Source organism: Okeania sp. SIO2B3 (assembly GCF_010672525.1).
GTDB lineage: Bacteria > Cyanobacteriota > Cyanobacteriia > Cyanobacteriales > Microcoleaceae > Okeania.
The window spans coordinates 14190-37156 of record NZ_JAAHGH010000045.1 but is presented as its reverse complement, the minus strand read 5'-3'; the positions used below and the strand labels follow the sequence as shown (position 1 = coordinate 37156).

The 22967-nt window shown below is 36.0% G+C and carries 12 protein-coding genes; 9 read left to right on the top strand and 3 right to left on the bottom strand.

Going from position 1 to position 22967, the window contains the following annotated elements; translation table 11 throughout:
- Nucleotides 1-120: 120 nt before the first annotated feature.
- The gene (locus tag F6K15_RS23500) at nucleotides 121-1323 is read right to left on the bottom strand and encodes a response regulator (protein WP_293065062.1); all 1203 of its coding nucleotides are present in this window, start codon (nucleotides 1321-1323) and stop codon (nucleotides 121-123) included.
- Between the two features lie 492 nt (nucleotides 1324-1815).
- Here F6K15_RS23500 and F6K15_RS23495 point away from each other — a divergent pair, with 492 nt between their 5' ends.
- The 7 genes from F6K15_RS23495 to F6K15_RS23465 all read left to right on the top strand — a co-directional run bounded on the left by F6K15_RS23495 (nucleotide 1816) and on the right by F6K15_RS23465 (nucleotide 13915).
- Nucleotides 1816-4722, top strand: a complete 2907-nt coding sequence (locus F6K15_RS23495) for a tetratricopeptide repeat protein (RefSeq protein ID WP_293065060.1) — start codon at nucleotides 1816-1818, stop codon at nucleotides 4720-4722.
- 530 nt (nucleotides 4723-5252) lie between these two features.
- On the top strand, nucleotides 5253-6896 hold the full coding sequence (locus F6K15_RS23490) for a S8 family serine peptidase (RefSeq protein WP_293065058.1): 1644 nt from the start codon (nucleotides 5253-5255) through the stop codon (nucleotides 6894-6896).
- A gap of 1320 nt (nucleotides 6897-8216) precedes the next feature.
- Nucleotides 8217-9617, top strand: a complete 1401-nt coding sequence (locus tag F6K15_RS23485; protein ID WP_293065057.1) for a hypothetical protein — start codon at nucleotides 8217-8219, stop codon at nucleotides 9615-9617.
- A 246-nt stretch (nucleotides 9618-9863) separates the two neighbouring features.
- Complete coding sequence (locus F6K15_RS23480) at nucleotides 9864-11267, top strand: DUF1822 family protein (RefSeq protein WP_293065055.1); 1404 nt, start codon at nucleotides 9864-9866, stop codon at nucleotides 11265-11267.
- Nucleotides 11264-11410 carry a hypothetical protein gene (locus F6K15_RS23475; protein ID WP_293065054.1) on the top strand — a complete coding sequence of 49 codons (147 nt, stop codon included), beginning with the start codon at nucleotides 11264-11266 and terminating at the stop codon, nucleotides 11408-11410. The genes F6K15_RS23480 and F6K15_RS23475 overlap by 4 nt, the downstream gene beginning before the upstream one ends.
- Nucleotides 11411-11828: 418 nt before the next feature.
- A complete protein-coding gene (locus F6K15_RS23470; RefSeq protein ID WP_293065053.1) occupies nucleotides 11829-12800 on the top strand; it encodes a tetratricopeptide repeat protein in 972 nt (323 codons plus the stop codon).
- 179 nt (nucleotides 12801-12979) lie between these two features.
- Nucleotides 12980-13915: a tetratricopeptide repeat protein gene (locus F6K15_RS23465; protein WP_293065052.1), complete on the top strand. Its 936-nt coding sequence runs from the start codon at nucleotides 12980-12982 to the stop codon at nucleotides 13913-13915.
- 507 nt (nucleotides 13916-14422) lie between these two features.
- Here F6K15_RS23465 and F6K15_RS23460 read toward each other — a convergent pair.
- Nucleotides 14423-15295, bottom strand: coding sequence for a PhzF family phenazine biosynthesis protein (locus tag F6K15_RS23460; protein WP_293065051.1), 873 nt, complete (start codon nucleotides 15293-15295; stop codon nucleotides 14423-14425).
- A gap of 731 nt (nucleotides 15296-16026) precedes the next feature.
- Between F6K15_RS23460 and F6K15_RS23455 the strand changes: the two genes are divergently transcribed.
- Entirely contained in the window at nucleotides 16027-17190 is a 1164-nt protein-coding gene (locus tag F6K15_RS23455) for a GuaB3 family IMP dehydrogenase-related protein (RefSeq protein WP_293065050.1), read from the top strand.
- 1460 nt (nucleotides 17191-18650) lie between these two features.
- Complete coding sequence (trxA, locus tag F6K15_RS23450; RefSeq protein ID WP_293065049.1) at nucleotides 18651-18974, top strand: thioredoxin; 324 nt, start codon at nucleotides 18651-18653, stop codon at nucleotides 18972-18974.
- A 1006-nt stretch (nucleotides 18975-19980) separates the two neighbouring features.
- Here trxA and F6K15_RS23445 read toward each other — a convergent pair.
- Nucleotides 19981-22617, bottom strand: a complete 2637-nt coding sequence (locus tag F6K15_RS23445) for an FG-GAP-like repeat-containing protein (protein ID WP_293065048.1) — start codon at nucleotides 22615-22617, stop codon at nucleotides 19981-19983.
- Nucleotides 22618-22967 lie beyond the last annotated feature (350 nt).

Genomic DNA, 22967 nt, shown 5'->3' with positions numbered 1-22967 from the left:
TATTCCTTCGTTCGTTGCTACCAAAAGCTGATTATCAAGTGAGATTAGCCTCAAAGTCAGTTTTAGATTAATACTATTACGAAGGTTAAATTTTGTTATAGCTAAACAATTGCAAATAACTTATAAGCTTGTTTGATCTGGTTTTTCTGGTAACTTAGGAGGATAATTTTGTAAATATCGTTTTACTACTGCCAATATTTTTTTCGGTTCAAGAGGCTTGGTTATATACCCTGTAGCTCCCACCATTTTAGCACGAACCCTATCGACTACTCCATCATTTCCGGTGATGATAATTATAGGTGTATTCTCAAAAATGGGTACTCGTCGCAATTGAGTGCAAATTTCATAACCATTGGCAATTGGCATCATTAAGTCTAAAAAAATTAGATCGGGCTTATTTTCAATAATTATTGGTAATGCTTTAATAGAATCTTGAATTCCGATAAATCTATAATCTGCACTTTTAAGAATTCTCTCTAACATATAACAAATTTGTTTACTATCATCGACACAAACAATTAATTTTCGGACTTTAGTTGGAGCTTTCTTTTGATTGATATCGGGCTGTAATCCTGGACTTCCTTCAATACGTTCTTTATCTGGAACTGCTTTAAGAATAATTAATTCATTACGCACATAAGGCATTAAAAATAAAGTTAATTGACGCAAATCTTTATGCATCAAAATAGCCATTTCTCGGAGAGTTCTTTGACCATCGACTAATTTCGTGATTGCTTTAAAAGAGTTGGGTTTAGCTATTTGTTCTAACAATTTTTGTTTGATAATCTCAGGAACTAAATTAGGAGAATATTCAGTTAAATTAGACTGCTGCCATGCTAAAAATGATTTATGAAGAGTAGGAATTATAGCTTCAGGAGGAATAATTGCAGACATTAAAATTAAGGATTTTTCCAATCCTTTTGGAGATATATTATAAGCTAATAACTCTTGTGATTGCTGTAGTAAAATATCAAACAAAACTTCTTTGATATTCTCAATGACAACTGTTTTAAGTTGCCTGACACTTGAGACTTTTTTTCTATATAAAATAGAGAGCAGATGATAGTAATAATAATTCAGATCGTTCTGTTCTCGTAACTTCATATTAGCCAGAGAAATATTCGGGCAAAATTGATTCCAAATCCGATGAAACCTGCGGTTAGGATGTTCGCCACCAGCAGCCCAAACCAAACGACCAACACAAAAGAAGATCATCCAACTTTTCTGAGAACCTTTGACTTCTAACTTCCCTGTAAATTGATCGGGAAGCTCATTGAGCAACAAATTAAAAAGTTTATTTTTCCGATTTTCATTACTGTTCATTTTTAATACCAATTGAATAAAGAATTAGGGAAATCAAAATTGAAAGCTATAGAATATAAATATATAAGAAAATATTGTAGATGATTTTTGAGTACAGTATTCTAATACTAATCAAAATTATTTCCTATTTTCCAGCGAAATTTATTGGTAGTGTAAAAATGCAACTGTCAGAATGATTTTTTTGAAAAAAAAGGATATAAAGGCAAATAAATCTATCATTTCATGTATTTCTATAATTTATTGGTTCTTATTTTACACTGAAATTTTTTGATTAAAAGTAGTATAAGTCCTACTCATCCGAAATCAACTCCCTAATACACAAAAATTTCTAATAACTAGAATCTGAGAGAGACAAAATAGTACAAAATATCTTTTAAGAGAATATAGGGTAAGACCCATAATGTTAAATGGCCAGATTCAGATTATATGGTCTTTAAAGTTACAGTTCTATCCAAAATCTATCACTTGCCGTAAATTAGCAGGACTCCTACAGTGAAGAATTCCTATCTCTACCTTAGTTACTTGAGCGCGATCGCTATTATTCTTTTTCCAGTACCGACCATCACAAATATCTCGAATGTCTTGGCCCAAACTCCCGAAGTGGAAAGTTCGCCAGAATCTTCTGCCTCCAAGGCTGAAGCAGATCAGTTATTTGGAACAGGTCTGGAACAATTTCGGACAGGAAAATTTGATGAGGCACTCGAAAGCTATGAAAAAGTTTTAGCCATTCGTAAGGAGCTGGGAGACCAGGCCGGAATTGCCCAAACCCTGAATAATATGGGGGATGTTTATGTTAACCAAAGGGAATATGCACAAGCTTTAGATGTTTTGCAACAAGCTTTAACTATTCGCCGAAAAATAAATGACCGCCCAGGGATATCGGAAACTCTGAACCTTATTGGTTTTACCTATCAACGACAGAGGGAATTTTCCCAAGCGTTAAATCTACATCAAGAAGCTTTAGATATTTCTCAAGCAGTGAATGACCGTCCTAATGAAGGAGAGTCATTGCATAATATTGCTGCGGTTAAGGCCAGTCAGGGACAACTTGACCAAGCACTTGAATTTTATGAACAGGCACTGACTATTCGTGAAGAAGTGGGCGATCGCCGAAATAGAGGACGTACTCTCAACAATATGGGAGTGGTTTACTTTCGGATGGGTAATTATGACAAAGCTTTGGAAACATATCAAAAAGCTTTAACTGTGCGTAGAGAAATTAATGATAATGCTGGAGTTGGTAGGTTATTAAATAATATAGGTTTTGTCTATCGGGAAAAGGGTGAAGACTCTGAAGCTCTGAAATATTTTCGGCAAGCTGTGGCGATGTTAGAAGGTATTGGCGACCAAAGAAGTGTGGGGCGAATTTATGGTTTTATGGGGAAACTTTATGAAAAGCAAGGGGATGATGTTCAAGCATTAGAGGTTTATGAAAAAGGGTTGGAAGCTGCTAAAGTTGCGGAGGATAAAACTGCTCAGTTAGAGGCTTTGAATTATTTGGGTGATGCTTATTATGAGATAGGAGAAGATGCTAAAGCACAATCAATTTATGAACAAAGTTTAGCTTTTTATCAAGAAGCAGAAGATAAGGCGGGTGAAGGTAAAGCAACTGTTGGTTTAGGGAAAGTTTATAACCGTTTGGGTGAAAATGATAAAGCCAAGCAAGTTTTACTAAAGGCTTTGCCTATGAATAAGGAAGTAGGGGAAAATTCGGCTCTTGCTGCCAATTTTAATGCTTTGGGTGAAGCTTATTATAGTTCTGGCGATTATTCTATTGCTCTGAATTATCATAAACTTGCTTTGAATAATTTACCAGATAAAGAAGATAAAAATTCTGTTGCTGTGGCTTATGAAGGAATAGGAGATTCTTTATTTCAACTCAGACAATATCCCCAAGCTTTAGAAAATTTAGAGCAAGCATTAGCAATATATAAAGAGAGTGAAGAAACGGTTAAAGAGGGTAAAATTTATGAGCAGTTAGGCACAATATTAGCAGCTCAGGAAAAACCTGAATTGGCAGTAGTTTTTTACAAGCAAGCTATTAATTTGAATGAAGTTATACGGAGTCAGGAAAGTGAGAAAAGTTTCTTAGAAAAGCCTGAAGAAATTTATCGGAATTTAGCAGGTTTATTATTACAACAAGAACGTATTTTGGAAGCTCAACAAGTATTAGATTTGTTGAAAATTCAAGAATTAGATAATTATCTAGGGAATATTAAGGGGAATGAAGCAACAGCAACCGGAGTTAAACTATTAGCTGCTGAAGAACAAATCCTGACTGAAGAAACAACAGATATTTTAGAACGGGAGATTGACAAAAATAATTTAAAAGAAGATTTTCCAGAATTTAAGAATTTGCAAGCAAAATTACAAAAATTACCTGGAACAGTGCTATTTTATCCGTTAATATTGGCAGATAAATTAGAATTAGTATTAATCAAAGCAGAAGGCGACCCAATACACAAAACCATAGAAGTAAAAGCAGAAGAAATAGAACAAGCGATCGCTGAGTTTCGGCAAACAATTTTGACTCCGGTTGGAGATGTCAAAGATTCTGCGGAAAAACTCTATAATTGGTTAATCAAACCAATAGAAAATGAATTAATTAAAGCAAATGTAAATACTATTCTTTATGCACCAGATAATCAACTACATTATCTTCCTTTAGCAGCACTTTATGACGGAGAAAAATGGTTAGTAGAAAGTTTTGGAGTGAATAATATAATTGCAGCTAGTCTAACTAATTTTGAGACTCAACCTAAGAATCAACCCCGCGTATTAGCAGCAGCTTTAACCGAAGGTAATTATCAAGTTAAGATAGGAACTCGCCAAGTTGAATTAACACCAACAACAGTAAAATTAGTCGAAAATTTAACAGAAACAATTCCTGGTTCTCGTAAACTTGTTAACAGCGAATTTAGTTCTGAAACAACAATTAGCAGTTTTAATGACTACAATATTGTACATTTAGATACCCCCGTTGTCTTGTTAAATGGAGAAACAGGAAATGGGAAACCAGAAGACTCTTTCATATTATTTGGAGATGGCGATCGAGTAAATCTGCGGGATATGGAAAATTGGTCATTACCGAATGTAGATTTAGTCGTATTAAGCGCTGCTGAAACTAACATTGGCGGACAAATAGGTAATGGGGAAGAAATAGTCGGTTTTGGTTATCAAATGCAAAATGCCGGAGTTGAAACAATAGTTACTTCCTTGTGGCGAGTTAATGATGATTCAGCTCAATTAATGAATACTTTTTACACAGTATTACAAGAAGGAAAAAGCAGAACAGAAGCATTGCGGGAAGCTCAAATAAATATGATTACTGGAAAGGATAAAGAAGCAAATAATCCTTACTATTGGTCATCATTTATCTTGATGGGAAATGGATTTTAATTATTAGACTTCTTGCAGAAGTCAGGAGTCAGGAGTCAGGAGGGAATAAAGAAGAAGAAAGAAGGAAGAGGGAAGAAGGAATAAGAAAAAAGCTTGATTAGTAATATCTTACTGTTTGAGCTATTTGATAAGTTAAATGTAGTAATGACGACTGCTATATCAATTAGAAACCCGGTTACTGAAATTAACCGAGTTTTTTTTGTGCATAACCTCTAATCAATCAGATATATGTTGATGTGAAAGAGGTTGAGGTTTCCTTTTATATAATAGAAGAAGAAAGAGAGAAGAAGGAATAAGAAAAAAGCTTGATTAGTAATATTCTGCTGTTTGAGCTATTTCATAAGTCAAATACAGTAATGGCGACTTTTATCTCTCAAAGTAACAAGTTGCTGAGGACTTGCTGATGATGAACCTCAGACAGGAAAATGTTTTTCCCCTGTTCCCTATTCTCTATTCCCTATTCCCTATTCCCTATTCCCTATTCCCTGCTATAGACATAAAAATATTTGTACTATCTACCCCAAAAAACTATGTTTCCTTCAAACTATCCTGAAAATTCTACCGATAATCTTCTTCCAGTTATTGATGTGAATAACATTTCTATCATACCCGAACCCAAACAATTAAATAGTTATGAAAGTTATGAAGAAGAAATTTTATCTGTTAATAATATCTTAACAGATAAAATTGCTACAGATGAAATAAATTTCCCCCCACACATCAACAGTAATATTACTCCTTACCCAGAATCTCAAACTGAAGTTATCGAAAACCATTCCGGAACAGATATACTAACTGGTGAATTAATTGACTCTCAGAGAATAGCAAGTCAAATCAACCCATTCCCACAGTCAGATAACACCTTGATAAGCGCTCGCGATATTGGGGTTTTGAATACCAATCAAACTTGGAATGATTTTGTAGGTGACTTCGACTCCGTAGACTATTATCGTTTCCATTTGAATACAACCAGTGACTTTAACTTATTTTTATCTGGTTTGAGTGCAGACGCTGATGTAGACTTGCTCGAAGACAAAAATAACGATGGTTTTGAAGAAATAATTGATTATTCCATTGCTTCTGGCAGCGCATCCGAAGAAATTAATGTGTCTAATTTAGACCCCGGTACTTATTACGTTAAAGTAAGTCAATACAGTGGAGATACAAATTATAATCTGAGTCTGTCAGCAACACCTTCATTTAATTCTGGATCTTCATTTAATTCTGGTGGTTATAATAGTATCTATGGATATGGTTTAGTTGATGCAAGTGCAGCAGTTGCTCAAACTATCAACGCACCAACTCCTTTTCCTGAAGCTTTTGATTTTAATAATTGGGATGTCGAAGCAATTAATGCTCCCGAAGTCTGGAATCAAGGTTATACCGGGCAAGGTATTGTAGTAGCAGTTGTAGATAGTGGGGTAGACTACAATCACTTTGATTTAGCAGGTAATATCTGGAGTAACATCAATGAAATTCCTAATAATGGTTTTGATGACGATGGTAATGGATATGTAGATGATGTTAGGGGATGGGATATTATCAATAATGATAATGACCCGATAGACTTTTTGGGTCACGGTACTCATATTGCAGGTACGATCGCCGCTCAACAAAATGGCTTAGGAATTACAGGAATTGCTCCTAATGCTAAAATTATGCCTGTTAAAGTAGGAAATTTTGAGACAATTGCACCTGATAATGCTGCTGCTGGAATTTACTATGCAGTTAATAATGGTGCCCATGTGATTAATATGAGCTTTGGGAGAGATTTTTATTCTCCTGTAGTAGATGATGCCATCCGTTACGCAACAGAAAGAGGAGTTGTGGTAGTTATGGCAGCAGGTAATGACGGTAGTAGTTTTCCTAAATATCCAGCTAATAATCTACAACAATGGGGAATTGCTGCTGGAGCAACAGATTTTATAGGCAGAATTAGTGACTTTTCTAACCGTGCTGGGTCACTAACACTAAATTATGTTGTTGCTCCTGGAGAAAATATTTATTCAACTCTTCCTAATAATAATTTTGGAAGTCGAAGTGGTACATCATTTGCTGCTCCTCATGTTGCTGGTGTAGCTGCTTTAGTTTTGAGTGCTAATCCTTTTTTAACTCCCGACCAAGTAGAATCTATAATTACCACTACAGCTAATCCTAACCAAGTTATAGTTTAGGGAAGAAGAAAGAGGGAAGAGGGAAGAAGGAAGAAGGAAGTAAAGAAAAATCGGCGTTGGTGAATCAAACTATGAATTACAGCGGTTTTCATTGGGTAGACCACAGTAGAGACGTTCCATGGAACGTCCCTACAAGGTTTTGCTTGCGAAGATGTGGTTCATCAATTTGAAAACCGCTGTAAGATATTTGGGCGAACCTTCAATAATGAATAATGAATAATGAATAATGAATAATTACCTCTCCTTGAAAAGAAGAGGATTGACTAATCATGAAAATTTTTATTTATTATCCCCTTAAAAGGGGAGGCACATACCCACAATTTTTCGGTAATCAAGATATGATATCATGTCCGCTGGTATCGTTTGTGTAAACCCAAGAGTGAATATCTACAGGAAATTTAAGTTTTTTCTTGCTCTTAAGTATTCCTGCCTGTTGCCTGTTGCCAGATGAGCTGTTGCCTACCTTTGCTATACAAGACCGATGCTACCAGACATGATATGAATTATAAATACCCCTTTCATTACTTGCTCCCGAACAACATAAGAACGAACTAATCTGTAGGGACATTGCATGCAACCTCTCTACCTATTCCCTGTTCCCTATTCTCTCCTACTAGCTAATAATCGCTCAAAACGTTATTGAATCCTACTAATTACTTAATCATTGAAGTCTTGCATAAGTAGGGTTTGCTGATTAAATCTAAAAGCATTGACTTATATTGGTTGAGCGCATTTTTTAGTGAAAAAAAGTCCAAGTTTAATGGTCGTAATGGTTCAAAAAAGAGCGCATTTTAGGCTCATAGCTGCGCAGAATAATCCCTTGATTATTCTTCCTCCTACCTCCTCTATAATTCCCATTTCTCCTGTCTCCCTCTCCTGGGAGAGGCCCGCGGGTGGGTTGTCTCCTGTCTCCTACCCCTACCACTCATACTTTATTCAGCAAGCCCTAAGTATAGCATTCTTTTTGATAAATGGTATAACAGACAATAGCGAACAAAGCATTTCCCTCTTCCTTCTTCCTTCCACAAATATTGCATAACCTCTAGGAATATAGAAATATGTTCCAATTGACGGGATAAATATCCTGATATTAGAGCAAACTTTTGACCAGGAAAAAGATTATACAATTAACAATAATCAGCATTGTGGATTGAATATCTTACGGCTTAATGTTTTATAGCAGTCGAAGCAAAGGTTAGGACAGATCGAGAGTTTAAAACTAAGACAACGTAATACTTTTCCTTCTTCCTTCTCTCTTCTACTATAAGCTAATATATCTGGATAATTGTCCATTTTTATTTATCTCAAATCTAAAAGTGAATGGGTACTGCTTCTAAATACTGGAAACAGATTAAAATTAATAGTTCTGGGTCTCGTCAAATCCTGGAAATTACAGAGGCAAAACAATTTTTTACCTTAAATTTTCCAGAGTATGTAATAGATAGTGAAATTTCGGACATTAATATTCAGCGTCAACTTTTAGCATGGGTGCAAGATAATTCAGATACTAATCTAGAGAGAGATTCTTTATTAGCAGAACGCTGTCTTCTCTGTTTTATCTCTTGGCAAATTGACCGAGTTTGTCAACAATTAGCCACTAATTTTGGTAAAAATTATGGCTTTACTAGCCAAAATTTATTCCCTTATGTTTTGACCGATGATGGCAGAATTTCTAGTCAAAAAAATCAAACTTCTTCTTGTTCTTTTGCCCAAGAAATTCTCCAAAGTTTTAACCCAAATCAAAGCAATTTAGCTAGCTGGACAACTAGAAAAGTTAAACAGCATCCTGAACTGAATAGTTTCTTACTAGAATGTGGAGTCTATTTAATTAGTGATTGGGCAATCCTGAATGATACTCCTCCCAAACAAATAGAGAAAATTTTCTCATTATTCTATAATTTTACTGCTTTTGAAACTCGGGAAAGTATCGATATTTTATCAAGTTATCATGCTATTTATCGGGCGCAACGTCGCCAAAAAAGTTTATCAAGAGCAGGGAGAAAATGCTTACCACCAACCACAGAACAATTAGAACAAATTTCTCAATTAATCGAAACTAAAACTGGTAAAAATATTTCTCCAAAGCAAGTATTTACTAAATTGCAAGACCTGGCTTCTCAAGTACGAGAATATCGAATTTCTGTGAGAAGTGGTTCTCTACCGACAATACCATTAGATACTTCTAACCAGAAATCTTTAGATAATCAGATTTCTCTTGTTCAAGAAGCTGATACTATAGATGAACAAAATGAATTTTTGAGCAATTATAGAAAGCAATTTCTTTTAAGTTTAGATGATGCTATAGCTAAAGTGACTGATACTTGGCTGCAATTACTAAAGAGAAGAAAAAACCAAAAATTGGAACAATTTCTCCAAGCGTTGTATCTATATCATTGTCAGGGAAAATCAATGACAGAAATTGCTCAAAATGTGGGTTTAAAAGCGCAATATCAAGTAACTCGATTACTAAAATTAAAATCTTTTCGGGCTGATATTAGACAGGAATTATTAATTAGTTTGCGCGGTCGGATCTTAGATATTGCTCAAGATTATGCAGACCCACAACATCTAAAAACTATAGATAATAAAATAGAAATTGCTCTAGATGAACAAATAAATAGAGTATTTCAAGAAGTAGAATCAGACAGTTATAAGTCTCAATCTAGTCCTCAAGAAAATTTATTTGCTCAAAGAGTTTGTCATCATCTAGACCGGATTTAGTTATTGTAATTTATTTTGAAGAAGGCAGAAGGTTCATTAATGGATAATGGATAATTACCTCTAATTAAAACCCTAAACAATTTTAAACGCACCCATTGACCGAAAAATTGAGTAGTTACGCCTCCTCTTTTAAGGAGATAAAAAAAGGTACTGATAACTGATAACTGATAACTGATAACTGAAATGACGGTGGGGTATTAAACCCGCAAAAGAAAAGATAAAACTTATTATCAAGGAAAACTTTAAATGAAAAATGAACTAACTAATAAATTAGAAGACTTGCTAGATTTTCAAGGTATTGCTACAGAATCTATTCATTTATCATTAGATAAAGTTGAGCAAGCAATCAAAATTAGCAATCAAATCCCTAACGAATTGCGACAATGGCAAACATATTTGAATGGGTTAGCTTTGTTTGGATTTGAACAATGGTTAGAAGAACGAGGTACAGATAATTTAACAGTTAATTTGGCTGATGCTTCTATTTTTAATCCAGTTCTTTCTAACTCAATTCCAGCCGTTTGTAATCTGAATATTAATCAGTTTAAAGTTTGTCTAATTACTCAAGGTAGTTTTATAGATGAAGAAGTTAGTCTACCTAGAGCAGTAGTAGATTTACCAGAGTTCGCCCATCATTTATATGTAGTAGTAGAAGTACAAGAAGAGTTAGAAACAGTTGTGATTAATAGTTTTATTTCTTATGCAGATTTAATACGCAATAAAACACAGCTTAATCTAATGCCAGATGAAGATTGGGATTATCAAATTCCCTGGAGTTGCTTTGATACAGAAATAGATAATTTATTACTTTATCTTCGTTGTTTGGATGTAGCAGGAATTCCCTTACCAGAGGTAAAACCTAAGTCTAAGTCAAATAATTTAGCTTTAGCTAAAGCTGAATTAACAAAATTATTACCTCAGCTATCCGCACAAAATTTATGGGTTTTTTTTAACTGGGAACAGGGAAAAACTATCCTCACTAATTCTGAGTTATTAAATTGGATATATAATTGGCAATTGCAAATAGAAATAGAGCAGGGGAATATTCCGAATAATTCAGTAGAAGTTACAGAAAATTCAGAAAACTCTTTAAGTAACCTGAGTAAATATTTACCAGATTTACTTAATCTCTTGACTGAACCAACAATTAATGTGGGGCGTTGGTTAAAGAATGAATTAGATGATTTTGCCAATGAATTATCCTGGGTTTTACTACCAGAATTATCGGCACTATCTCCTATGAGAGGAATATCTTCTCCTACAGAAGAAATTGCTGGAATTATCAGAGAGTTGCCCAAAAATAATGTACATATTCCTCCTGATGCTAGGGTTGCTTATCACGATTTATTATTAGCTGGAATTCCTTTAAGATTGTATGCTTTAACCTGGTCTTTAGTCTCAAGTTCAACATTAGAATGGATGTTGCTATTAATATTAAGTACACCTACAGGGATGGGTTTACCGGAAAAAATAAAATTACGGGTTAGTGATGCAACGGGAATTTTAGTTGAACAGAAATTAAATTCCAATGAGGATGATTTTTATATATTTACTAATGTTGTAGGAGGTTGGAATGAGAAGTTTATTGCTACAGTTTATTTAACACCAGAAAATCAGAAAACTTTTCCCCCTTTTGAATTTAATCCTTGAGGAAGGAAGAAGGAAGAAGGAAGAAGGCAGAAAACAGAAAACAGAAAACAGAAAACAGAAAACAGAAGGCAGAAGGGAAAATTGCTTATCAACTCAAACCCCAAACAATTTTAAGCGCCCCCATTGACCGAAAAATTGGGTAGTTACGCATCCTCTTTTAAGGAGATAAAAAAAAGGATATTTTGTAGTTCAATCCCAATGCTTTCCTAGGTCATGCTGCGCAAACAGCTATAGGTACTGAAAACTGGGAACTGAAAACTGATAACTGAAAACTGATAACTGAAATGACGGTGGGGTATTGAACCCGCTACAGAAAAGATTATTTTGATCGGTTTGGCATTATCCAATTTTGCAACAATAATGCTCAATTGACTTTTAACTTATAATTTTTAACTTTTAACTTTTGACTTATAACTTCCGTGTTTTGAGCTGATCGAATCTAACTTTTGACTTATAACTTTTGACTTTTGACTTCCGTGAATGTATGCATAACCTGCCAAATTTGAGAAATAGAGTAGTTTACAACCGGAAAATTACAGCACTCTTCTGGAGGAACTACTTATGGGGTCCACTGCTATCCATTCCACAAAACTAAAACAACTATCTCAAACAGGCGATCGCTTATTCGATCTGGGACAATTTGAAATTGCATTAAATACTTTTCAGGAAGCATTAAAAATTGTCCTCACATCTGAGCAACAAATAAATATTTTAAACCGCATTGGATTAGTTTATCGTGGTCTGGAAAAATATGATTGTGCTTTAAAATATCTCAATTTAGCCTTACAACTTGCTCAAGAAATTGGCGACCAAAATCAAGTTGTAATGATTTTGAATGATATTGGCGAAACATATTGTTTATCTATAGAATATACATCTGCCTTAAGATACTATGCTCAAGCTTTAGAAATTGCCCAATATTTTTCTAATTTATTAGGCATTGGTATAGTTCTTAATCATTTAGGGGAAATATACAATTTACTAGGGTTATTTGAAAAAACTCTTAACTGTTGTCAAAAATCTCTAGAAATTTTCCATAAACTTGAAAGAAAATCAGAATTAGATAAATTAGCTTGCCAAATTAACATTGCTACAGCTCTTTATAATATAGGAGAAGCTTACTTGTGGATGGGTCGATATACCCAAGCAAAAGAAATTCTAGAACTTACTGTAGCTATTCGTCAGAAAATTTGCAAAGTAACTTTGAATAAATTTAGTCAAACTCCAGATTCTTTAGATAAAAATATTCTCCACAATAATTATCCTAACAGTAAAAAATCATCTCAAACAAACCAGCTACTTCAACAAGAAAAAATTTGCTTGAGTCAAAGTATTATCTCCCAACATGGAGCAGACTTAGCCAATACTATGAATTTAATCGAGAAAGTTTATCGCTACATAGGTCAACTGCAAAAAGCAGAGAAGTATCGTCAACAAAAACTTGAAATTTGGGAAACTTGTGGAGAAAAGTATGTAATTTATAATACCTATATTTTGCCCTTTTATTTAAGATTTTCTTGTCATTATGCGTAAAAATAACTTATCAGATTAGTAGGCAATATTTTGCATAAAAATTTCATAAAATGTAGTTCATAAGTAGTTATTTTTTTCCAAATATTTATATAGTAGGGTAACTACTTTATAATTAACCAGTGCATCGATCAAAAAATTAACTTTAATCAGGGAACAATGCTATGACAGGGAGCAATACTATGAAATCTTATCCTAGCCATCAAAATGAATTAAAACATCTATCTCAAACAGGCGATCGTTTCTATAGTATAGGTCAACTAGAAACTGCATTAAAAATTTTTCAAAGAGCTTTAGAAATTACTAGATTAATTAATAACCAGGAACAAAGGCTCAATATTGTCTATAGGATTGGATTAGTTCACTGTAAAATAGGAGAATATGCCAATGCTCTTAAATATCTAGAACTAGCCTTAGAATTAGCAAAAAAAATAGGAAACAAAGCAAAAATTGCCACTATATATAATGAAAAAGGAGAAATTTATTATCTTTTAAAAGAATATACTTCTGCTTTGAAGTGTTATTCACAAGCTCTAATAACATTTAGTAAACTCAAAGATATAGTAGGTATCGGCAAAACAATTAATCACATTAGCACGATTTATAATTTAACTGAATTATCAGCTCAATCCCTAGAGTATTCTCGCAAATCTTTAAATATTTTCCAAAAGCTTGCTCAATCGGCAAAAAATGATAAATTGACAATTCAAATCAACGAATCAATTGCACTACATAATATGGGAGAAGCATATTTTATCATCAGTAGACCTCGTCAAGCTAAAGCCTTTTTAGAACTTGCTTTAGAGATTAGGCAAAAGCTATGGGAAGATTCTCTAGACCGGTTAGCACTAACAGTAAATAATATTCCTAAAGTAGAAAAAAATCATCATTCTAGCCATATATATCCTCACAAAAAGGCAACTTATGAACAGAAAGAAAAAGATGGATTTCGCAGAAGTATTTTTGCTGAATATGGTAAAGATTTAGTAAAAACTCTTGATTTAATCGAAAAAGTTTACCAAAATATAGGGCAAGAAATGCAAGCTAAGAATTATCATCAACAAGCGATAGAAATTCGTGAAAAAATTAATAGTAATTCTTGGTTAGTTACCACTTAAGCTGAAGTAAGATTATACAAAATTTGTAAGCATTCCCTAGGTCATGCTGCGCAAACAGCTTTTGAATATATTCAAACCATTACTAAGATTAGCCGATCACCTTTTTCTTTCGGTGCGGAATGCGAAAGCAAACGTAACTTTTAATTCTCTTTGGAGACTAATCCCTCTTTCGATGCAATAATAAGTTAATAACTGATAACTAATAGCTGATAGTTGATAACTGACCGCTGAATTCTCACCAAAATTCAAAAAAAAATTGTGTATTAATAGCCTTTTTCTGGGAATTAGGAGTTATACCAAAAAGCATTTTTCTGCTCCCTACTCCCTACTCCCCTACTCCCCTACTTGCAAGCTTAATAAAATGTAGAAAAATTTTTGAGAAATGGTTTAATACCCCGCCGTCTATAGGGTGTTGACAAGTTTGTTACTATTTAAATCCCCATCCACTTCTTCCTTCTTCCTTCTTCCTTCTTCCTTCTTCCTTCTTCCTTCTTTATTCTTCCTGATTTAAGCCACAAATTCTCCTTGAGCGACCATGATAACTTTACCACCAACAAATACTTCTATTCCTTCTACTTTTTTCTCTGCTTGTAACAATAATAAAGAAGGTCGATTAATTTCATATCCCTGTTCTACCCTAATATTAATTTTTGCCTCACCAAAATAATTATACTCGGCTAAATATCCTGCCAAACAACCATTAGCACTGCCCGTTGCCGGGTCTTCAGTAATTCCTAAATATGGTGCAAACATTCTCACACTTAAATTATTAATACTATTGTATGTCTCTGGGCAAAATATTAAAATCTCTGTCACTTTTGCTATCTGAATAAACTGATAATATTTATCCAAATTTACTTTAGCTTTCTTCAATGCCTTGAGACTTTTCAAAGGCACAATAATAAAAGGCATCCCTGTCGAAACTTCCTGAATAGGAAACCTCATATCTATATCACCCACCTCTAAATTTAATACCTCTGCTAAAAATTCAATTTGATATTTTTCAGCAAAAGTAGGCACATTCTGACCCATCCATAAAACTTCACCTTCCCAACTAACAGTTATTTGTCCTACAGCCAGATTTAAAATCACTTTTTCAACCGAATTTTTAATAATTTCTCGTTGAATAATGTACGCAGTACCTAATGTTGGATGACCAGCAAAAGGCAATTCTTTAGTAGGAGTAAATATCCGCACATCATAACCGTCATTTCGTTGCTTTGAAGATAAAATAAAAGTAGTTTCTGAATAATTCATCTCTCTAGCAATTTGCAACATTTCATCATCAGAAAGATTCTCAACTTCAGAACCTTTAAACACAGCCAGTTGATTACCAGCATATTTAGTTTCAGCAAATACATCTACAATGTAAAAATTCATAGTATTTTGTTACTTTTAGGTTGAAATTTGATCGAATTTATCTCAACGTTGGCCCTTGACCCGCGCTCTCCCGTAGGGGAGCACAGAGATGGGAAAACCAATCAATAAGAGCGGTTTTCCAGATAAGCATATTAAAATACAAGTGTTACTCAACCAAAAACCAAGGTTGAGACTACTATCGCTTTTTAATCAAGTCGCCGAGGGGCACTGGTCGATTATTTATCGGACACGGAGGAAGCGTGATTACTGGTAAGCCAGCATTTTCCAGCGAGGTGTCAACCCGCCCAGAGTCATTTGTTCAGCTTGGTCTGTTTGAATGATGGATGGGAATCCCGCGCTGTACCGTCAGGTCAGCGTCGGGAGGATGTCAACAAACCATCAAAATTTACAGCTACAGAACACCTAGTGTCTAGTTGCAAAAATTAGTAATATTATCAGGACTTACGCAAAGGCACTATTTATAGAGTAAAGTAACTGTTGGACAATAGTTTTGAGCGCTATATATAGCGTATCTGCGTAAGTCCTAATTATTTTTGAGTTGACTTGGTTTGATTTTAGGTGAGTTTAGGCTTTTTTCATGTTGAAAATTCGGTAAATAGTCAATTATCAACATACTGTGTACCAAGCAAAATTTTTCGCGTTTGTCTTAAATATTTAGACTTTTAGCTTAACGACCAATACTCCTCTGAATTTGATACCCTAACTAAAATGGTCTTGGGAATAGAAAAGTAGTGGATATATATATTGGACGTGGAAAAACAGCTCGCAGAGCTTATGGAATCGATGAAATTGCCCTAGTTCCTGGGGGACGAACACTCGATCCAAGCTTAGCAGACACTAGATGGAGCATCGGCGGCATTGAAAGAGAAATTCCCATTATTGCCAGCGCAATGGATGGAGTAATTGATGTCAAAATGGCCATTCTATTATCTGAGTTAGGAGCAATGGGAGTCCTCAACTTAGAAGGTATTCAAACTCGCTATCCTGACCCAGCGCCAATATTAGAAAAAATTAGCTCTGTGGGCAAAGATGAATTTGTGGGTTTAATGCAAGAACTGTATTCAGCTCCAATTCAACCCGAATTAATTTCTCAGAGAATTAAGGAAATAAAAAGCCAAGGTGGCATTGCAGCAGTAAGCTTAACACCTGCGGGAGCAGTGAAATATGGAAAAGTAGTTGCTGATGCTGGTGCAGACTTATTTTTTGTCCAGGCAACAGTTGTTTCAACTGCATTTCTTTCACCAGAGTCAGTAGAAAACCTCGATTTGTTTAAGCTTTGTCAAGAAATGCCTATACCTGTGGTTTTAGGTAACTGTGTTACTTATGAAGTAGCCTTAAATTTAATGAAAGTAGGGGCTGCAGGGGTGCTAGTGGGTATTGGCCCTGGTGCTGCCTGTACATCTCGTGGTGTTTTAGGTGTCGGAGTTCCCCAAGCTACTGCTGTAGCTGACTGTGCTGCAGCACGAAATGATTATTACCAAGAAACGGGGAATTATGTCCCAGTTATTGCGGACGGGGGCTTAATTACTGGCGGAGATATTTGTAAATGTATTGCTTGTGGCGCTGATGGGGTGATGATTGGTTCGCCTATAGCTAGGGCTTCGGAAGCACCTGGACGTGACTATCATTGGGGTATGGCTACTCCTAGTCCCGTTTTGCCACGAGGCACTCGGATCAAGGTAGGTACTACTGGCACTATCAAGCAAATTCTGCGTGGTCCAGCACTATTGGACGATGGTACACATAATTTATTGGGCGCTCTTAAAACGAGTATGGCCACTTTAGGAGCTAAAGATTTGAAAGAAATGCAGCAGGTTGAGGTAGTTATTGCTCCTTCATTGTTGACTGAGGGTAAAGTTTATCAAAAAGCCCAACAATTAGGTATGGGTAAGTAGATTTACTGACCGGAAAATTGGGTCTTAAACCTCGCCCTTGTAGGGCGACTTTTAGATCGTTTTTGGTTGAATAAATTATGTTATAATATTATTAGTTGCCGGGGGCTGCGCCTCCTCCGGAGGAGCTTTCCTATGGGAATGCTACGCTAACGGAAGCTCGTGCGCGGACGCGGAGAAAAGCGTAAGACTAACGCATTAGTTAGCAGCATCCAATGTTAGCGGAAACTCTGAACCAGCAAAACGTCAACCCCCTAAATAGCTAAGGCTCAGTAGGAATCTCTGTCGCTTGAGCGCGGAGAGGATGTCAATTAAGATATCTTATACCCTTGACAAAATTTGTGAAATAGTTTTGAAATTTACAAATTACCCTGGAATTATCTGAAAAGAAATGCCACAATAGAAATAGCGGAGATGCATGTTTCCGTTCACTCCTCACACCACACTCCGCCCGAGCTTTTTTTAGTTTGGGCGGTTCCTTATGGCCACTTAAGGCTCGATCGGATAAATTTTTTTGATTTTAATGATTAGAGTATCACAGATTCAGCGTAAGCTACTGAAGTTAATTGCTTAATTGTTTATCACATTTATCGTCCAAATCAAGTACTGTACACTTGAAGAAGGAAGAAGGAAGAAGGAAGAAAAAGTGGATTGGGACTCAAACCCCAACCAATTTTCAATACCGTGCCGTGTAAATGGTGTGGTATTAAACCCAAAAGAATAAAGATAAATTATAGTTACTTGTTTGCTTAGTTAGTTATTTGCAGCTTGATAAAGTTAAAGTTATGGATAGATATCTAGAGTTTTTGAGAATAGGGAAAAACTTAACTTTAAAAAAAGATTCCGCACTTTGTATTTTAATTTTTATATGTACTACTTGACACAGAATAAGATATAAAAGAAAGTATGAACAAAGCTAATACTTTAAAGATTGTATGGTGGACTTAACTAACTAAAGTGACATTGTACTTAGAGAAGGCTTTAATTGAATATTCTATGATAGTTTGTTAACCTTGATACCAGTCTATACTATACTCTTTATAGACACATTGGTAGAATCAAAACCTACCATATTTTTCAGGATTTGATTTTAAGTTTTTCCCAAAACACTTAAACTAAAATAAATTTGGTGTTTTATGGGAAAAGTGAACTTGTTACAATCAAAAAATACCAAATTATAATAAAGGTGTTTTAAAACAGACGTAACTGGCAACTGATGAACTGTATAAAAAAATTTTGAGTTGCACTAAGCCCAGTAAATAGGCATACCTTTGCGGTCAGGCAGACCGTGGCTTGGACTAGCAACCAAGTCTGAAACGCTTGTGAAGCCAGCTTGGCTGATATATTTGGGAGAAATTCTAGGGTTTCGTTAGTACCAACTTAAGTATAGTCAAGAGGCAATCTGAAAGAAGCAGGAATCCTACGCCATACTATAAAGATTCATATTGAAGGATTAGTAAAGAATGACAGCAGCAACACCAGTTACCGATAGCAGTTTCAAGCAAGAAGTGCTTGAAAGTGATGTTCCAGTTTTAGTAGATTTCTGGGCACCTTGGTGCGGGCCATGCCGGATGGTGGCTCCTGTAGTTGAAGAAATTGCAGGGCAATACGAAGGACAAATAAAAGTAGTCAAAGTAAATACGGACGAAAATCCTAATGTAGCAAGTCAGTATGGGATTCGCAGTATTCCTACCTTGATGATTTTTAAGGGAGGCCAAAGAGTTGATATGGTGGTTGGAGCTGTTCCTAAAACTACATTGGCTCAAACTTTAGAAAAGTACCTATAAGTTAATGGTTGAGAACCTTTGAAATAGATATGTAGAAAGTTGCACAAAACTGTTTGTGTCCATAAATGTTTAGAACTAATTTAAGATAGACTGAACATTTGATTAAGTATCTCTAGAACAACAGGAAAAACGATCTAAATTGAGATATGTTTATGCTTAAAAGTAAAAAGTAGTTCTCAGTTATATTCTCATTGAGAGAATAATGCTTTGTACGGTTTCTAGTGGACTAATCTCAATAATTAAACTGTTTTCTTTCTACAGTCTTAGTTCTCAAGCAAGTAAGGTAGAATCAACCTATTTTATAACTTAACCGAGATTCTCAGTGGTCTCGGAAATTTTGTATTTTTATTTATAAATAAGAAAGTCCCAATCTAATATGGAGGAATGCGCATTAAGAGAAGCAATAGTGGAAAAAAAATTGGACAGTATTCGATATATAAAATGGCCTTCATTAATGAAAGGAGATGTCCCTTTGACAAAGCGGTGCGACCCCGCGACGACACCAGCTCGCTTGTGGAATGCTGACTCCTTTTCGGGAACGCGCACCAAGAGAAAAAGATAATTTACGTCCTAAAAAATGGTATGAAAGCTATTTCCATACGACTCCTGAGGACTGAGTTCCCCTCCTGGGAGGGGCTAGGGGTGGGTTGACTCCTAAGAAATACCCTAGCTATTTGTAGCAAACATTTATCAATTTGGTATTACAATACCGATGCTACCGGACATGATATGACCCGTCCGAACATGATATTATATCATGTCCGGATAAGAGCGTGATCAAAAACTTTTTCTCGTAAGCGCCTTTTCTTCCCTTCTACCTTCCCCTCCTGGGAGGGGGAGGGGCTAGGGGTGGGTTGCCTCCTGCCTCCTGTCTTCCTTCCTCCAAAGTGTAAGTATTCAACCGGATTTGATCTAACAACCGCCCTACTAAAAAACTGCTAAAACAGAGCGATCGCCCTATTTGATCTACCCAAGGCGATCGCTTCTAAGTTTTAGCCAAATACCACTACTGACATAAGTTAAGACTTACTCCATCAATACGAGTACCATAACCATCAGCTACTTCATTGAGATTATCAAAACTGAGAACAGTTTCAGTGCTTTTAGCTTGGAGGTTGTAGGTTTTCACCTCCCATGTAGTTTCAGCGTCAACTTTATCCAGTGCTTCAACTAATTCATCTCCCCAACGTAAATTCAGTTTGTCATGTTCTGTAGTTGAAGTGCCACTACCTGTAAATGCAAAAGTTAGCTTGTAGGTCTTCCCTGGTTGGGTAGGAATTTTCTGATAAATTTTGGTGATGGTTTTACCGTATTCTTGAGTTGCTAAACTATCTAGATCTACAAATTGTGACCCATCGTAGACATCAGTGAGGTTGGGGTAGGTGATGTATAGACTATTAAGTTCGATAACTAGCCCTTGAACTAGCTCCCAACCTTCAATTGATGTTTCAAAACCATAACCAGGGACTACTGGTTTTTCAAAGCTGCCATTGATTACTAAGTTGTTTGGTGCTGTATTGTCACAAGTCGGTTTTTCCACAATATCGTTAATATTGATAGTAAATGCTTTCTGGAAAATTCCTCCAGCAGAGTCAGTAGTTTGGACTCGAATACTATAGGTAGACTGTGTTTGATAGTCTGGTGAATTTGTGATTTTGAGTTGGTTTCCATCTATAGTGAAGGCTGAGTTATCAGTATCTTCGTTACCCCTGACTAATTGGTAGGTAAAGGTATTATCCTCAGTTTCTGTGGTAGAGAATGTTCCCACTACACTGTTAGCTGGTATGTTTTCATCAATAGTGTTGTTGCTCAGTGTAAGGTTGGTGGGAGGTTCGTTAATATCGTTAATATTGATAGTAAATGCTTTCTGGAAAATTCCTCCAGCAGAGTCAGTAGTTTGGACTCGAATACTATAGGTAGACTGTGTTTGATAGTCTGGTGAATTTGTGATTTTGAGTTGGTTTCCATCTATAGTGAAGGCTGAGTTATCAGTATCTCCGTTACCCCTGACTAATTGGTAGGTAAAGGTATTATCCTCAGTTTCTGTGGTAGAGAATGTTCCCACTACACTGTTCGCTGGTTCGTTTTCATCAATAGTGTTGTTGCTCAGTGTAAGGTTGGTGGGAGGATAATTGATATCGTTAATATTGATAGTAAATACCTTCTGGAAAATTCCTCCAGCAGAGTCAGTAGTTTGGACTCGAATACTATAGGTAGACTGTGTTTGATAGTCTGGTGAATTTGTGATTTTGAGTTGTGCACCATCTATAGTGAAGGCTGAGTTATCAGTATCTTCGTTACCCCTGACTAATTGGTAGGTAAAGGTATCATCATCAGTTTCTGTGGTAGAGAATGTTCCCACTACACTGTTCGCTGGTTCGTTTTCATCAATAGTGTTGTTGCTCAGTGTAAGGTTGGTGGGAGGATAATTGATATAGCGGTCTAGGTTGTTTAACCAAACTGTGTTAGGCTGACTATTATTAGCAACAAAAGCATCAATATCGCCATCTCCATCCACATCCGCTAAACTCATACCATAGCTTCTGGAACGCCCCAAAGCTTGCTGTGAGTCAGTGAAATTACCGCTACCATCATTTAACCAAACTGTGTTAGGCTGACCATTATTAGCAACAAAAGCATCAATATCGCCATCTCCATCCACATCCGCTAAACTCACACCATAGCTTCTGGAACGCCCCAAAGCTTGCGGTGAGTCAGTGAAATTCCCCCTACCATCATTTAACCAAACTGTGTTAGGCTGGCCATTATTAGCAACAAAAGCATCAATATCACCATCTCCATCCACATCCGCTAAACTCACACCATAGCTTCTGGAACGCCCCAAAGCTTGCGGTGAGTCAGTGAAATTCCCCCTACCATCGTTTAACCAAACTTTATTGGGCTGGCCATTATTAGCAACAAAAGCATCAATATCACCATCTCCATCCACATCCGCTAAACTCACACCATAGCTTCTGGAACGCCCCAAAGCTTGCGGTGAGTCAGTGAAATTCCCCCTACCATCGTTTAACCAAACTTTATTGGGCTGATTATCATTAGCAACAAAAGCATCTGTGTCACCATCTCCATCCACATCTGCTACACTCACATACAAGCTGCTGGAATTCCCCAAAGCTTGCCGTGAGTCAGTGAAATTGCCCCTGCCATCATTTAACCAAACTTTATTCTGCTTATGCTGACTATTGTAATTAGCAACAAAAGCATCCGTGTCACCATCTCCATCCACATCTGCTACACCCACATCTATGCTTCTGGAACTCCCCAAAACTTGCTGTGAGTCAGTGAAATTGCCCCTACCATCATTTAACCAAACTTTATTGGGCTGCTCAAAATTATTAGCAACAAAAGCATCAATATCACCATCTCCATCTACATCCGCTAAACTCACACCATAGCTATAATAATTCCCCAAAGCTTGCTGTGAGTCAGTGAACTCAATATTAGGAGTAGCATTAACTGTTTGTATCGGTATGGCAAATATCGCAACTGCCATTACAATCACTAGCAAAGCTAGAAACCATTTCTCCCACGTTTGTTTCAGTTGTGGTGAAGGATTAAATTCATCCTCTATTGTAGTTTCAGCTACATTTGTTTTATGTGGCAATTTTGAAAATGCTGTCATAGAAATTAGCCTCCTATTTTGACTTAAATATTAACATTCATTAAAAACCATAATTTTCTAGAACTGCCAAATTTGGCGTTGGTGATTTGAGGTATGATATCATGTCCGGAGCAGAGCGCCATAGAACTCTGTTCCGCGCTCCGCGAGCAAAAAACTTTCTCCTTCTACTCCTCTTTCTTCTTCTTTCTTCCCTCCTGAATTTTTAGGACTGAGTAATTACAGCGCTTTTCAAGTTGATGAACCACATCTTCACAAACAAAACCTTGTAGGGACGTTCCATGGAACGTCCCTACTGTGGTCTACTAATCATGAAAACCGCTGTGAGATTAATATCATACACGCGCTTCACC

Excerpts from the sequence above, each read along its gene's own strand:
- F6K15_RS23480 (WP_293065055.1), top strand. The coding sequence starts at position 9,864 with ATGAAAAATGAACTAACTAATAAATTAGAAGACTTGCTAGATTTTCAA.
- F6K15_RS23445 (WP_293065048.1), bottom strand. The coding sequence starts at position 22,617 with ATGACAGCATTTTCAAAATTGCCACATAAAACAAATGTAGCTGAAACT.
- F6K15_RS23500 (WP_293065062.1), bottom strand. The coding sequence starts at position 1,323 with ATGAACAGTAATGAAAATCGGAAAAATAAACTTTTTAATTTGTTGCTC.
- F6K15_RS23460 (WP_293065051.1), bottom strand. The coding sequence starts at position 15,295 with ATGAATTTTTACATTGTAGATGTATTTGCTGAAACTAAATATGCTGGT.
- F6K15_RS23465 (WP_293065052.1), top strand. The coding sequence starts at position 12,980 with ATGAAATCTTATCCTAGCCATCAAAATGAATTAAAACATCTATCTCAA.
- F6K15_RS23470 (WP_293065053.1), top strand. The coding sequence starts at position 11,829 with ATGGGGTCCACTGCTATCCATTCCACAAAACTAAAACAACTATCTCAA.
- F6K15_RS23490 (WP_293065058.1), top strand. The coding sequence starts at position 5,253 with ATGTTTCCTTCAAACTATCCTGAAAATTCTACCGATAATCTTCTTCCA.
- trxA (WP_293065049.1), top strand. The coding sequence starts at position 18,651 with ATGACAGCAGCAACACCAGTTACCGATAGCAGTTTCAAGCAAGAAGTG.
- F6K15_RS23485 (WP_293065057.1), top strand. The coding sequence starts at position 8,217 with ATGGGTACTGCTTCTAAATACTGGAAACAGATTAAAATTAATAGTTCT.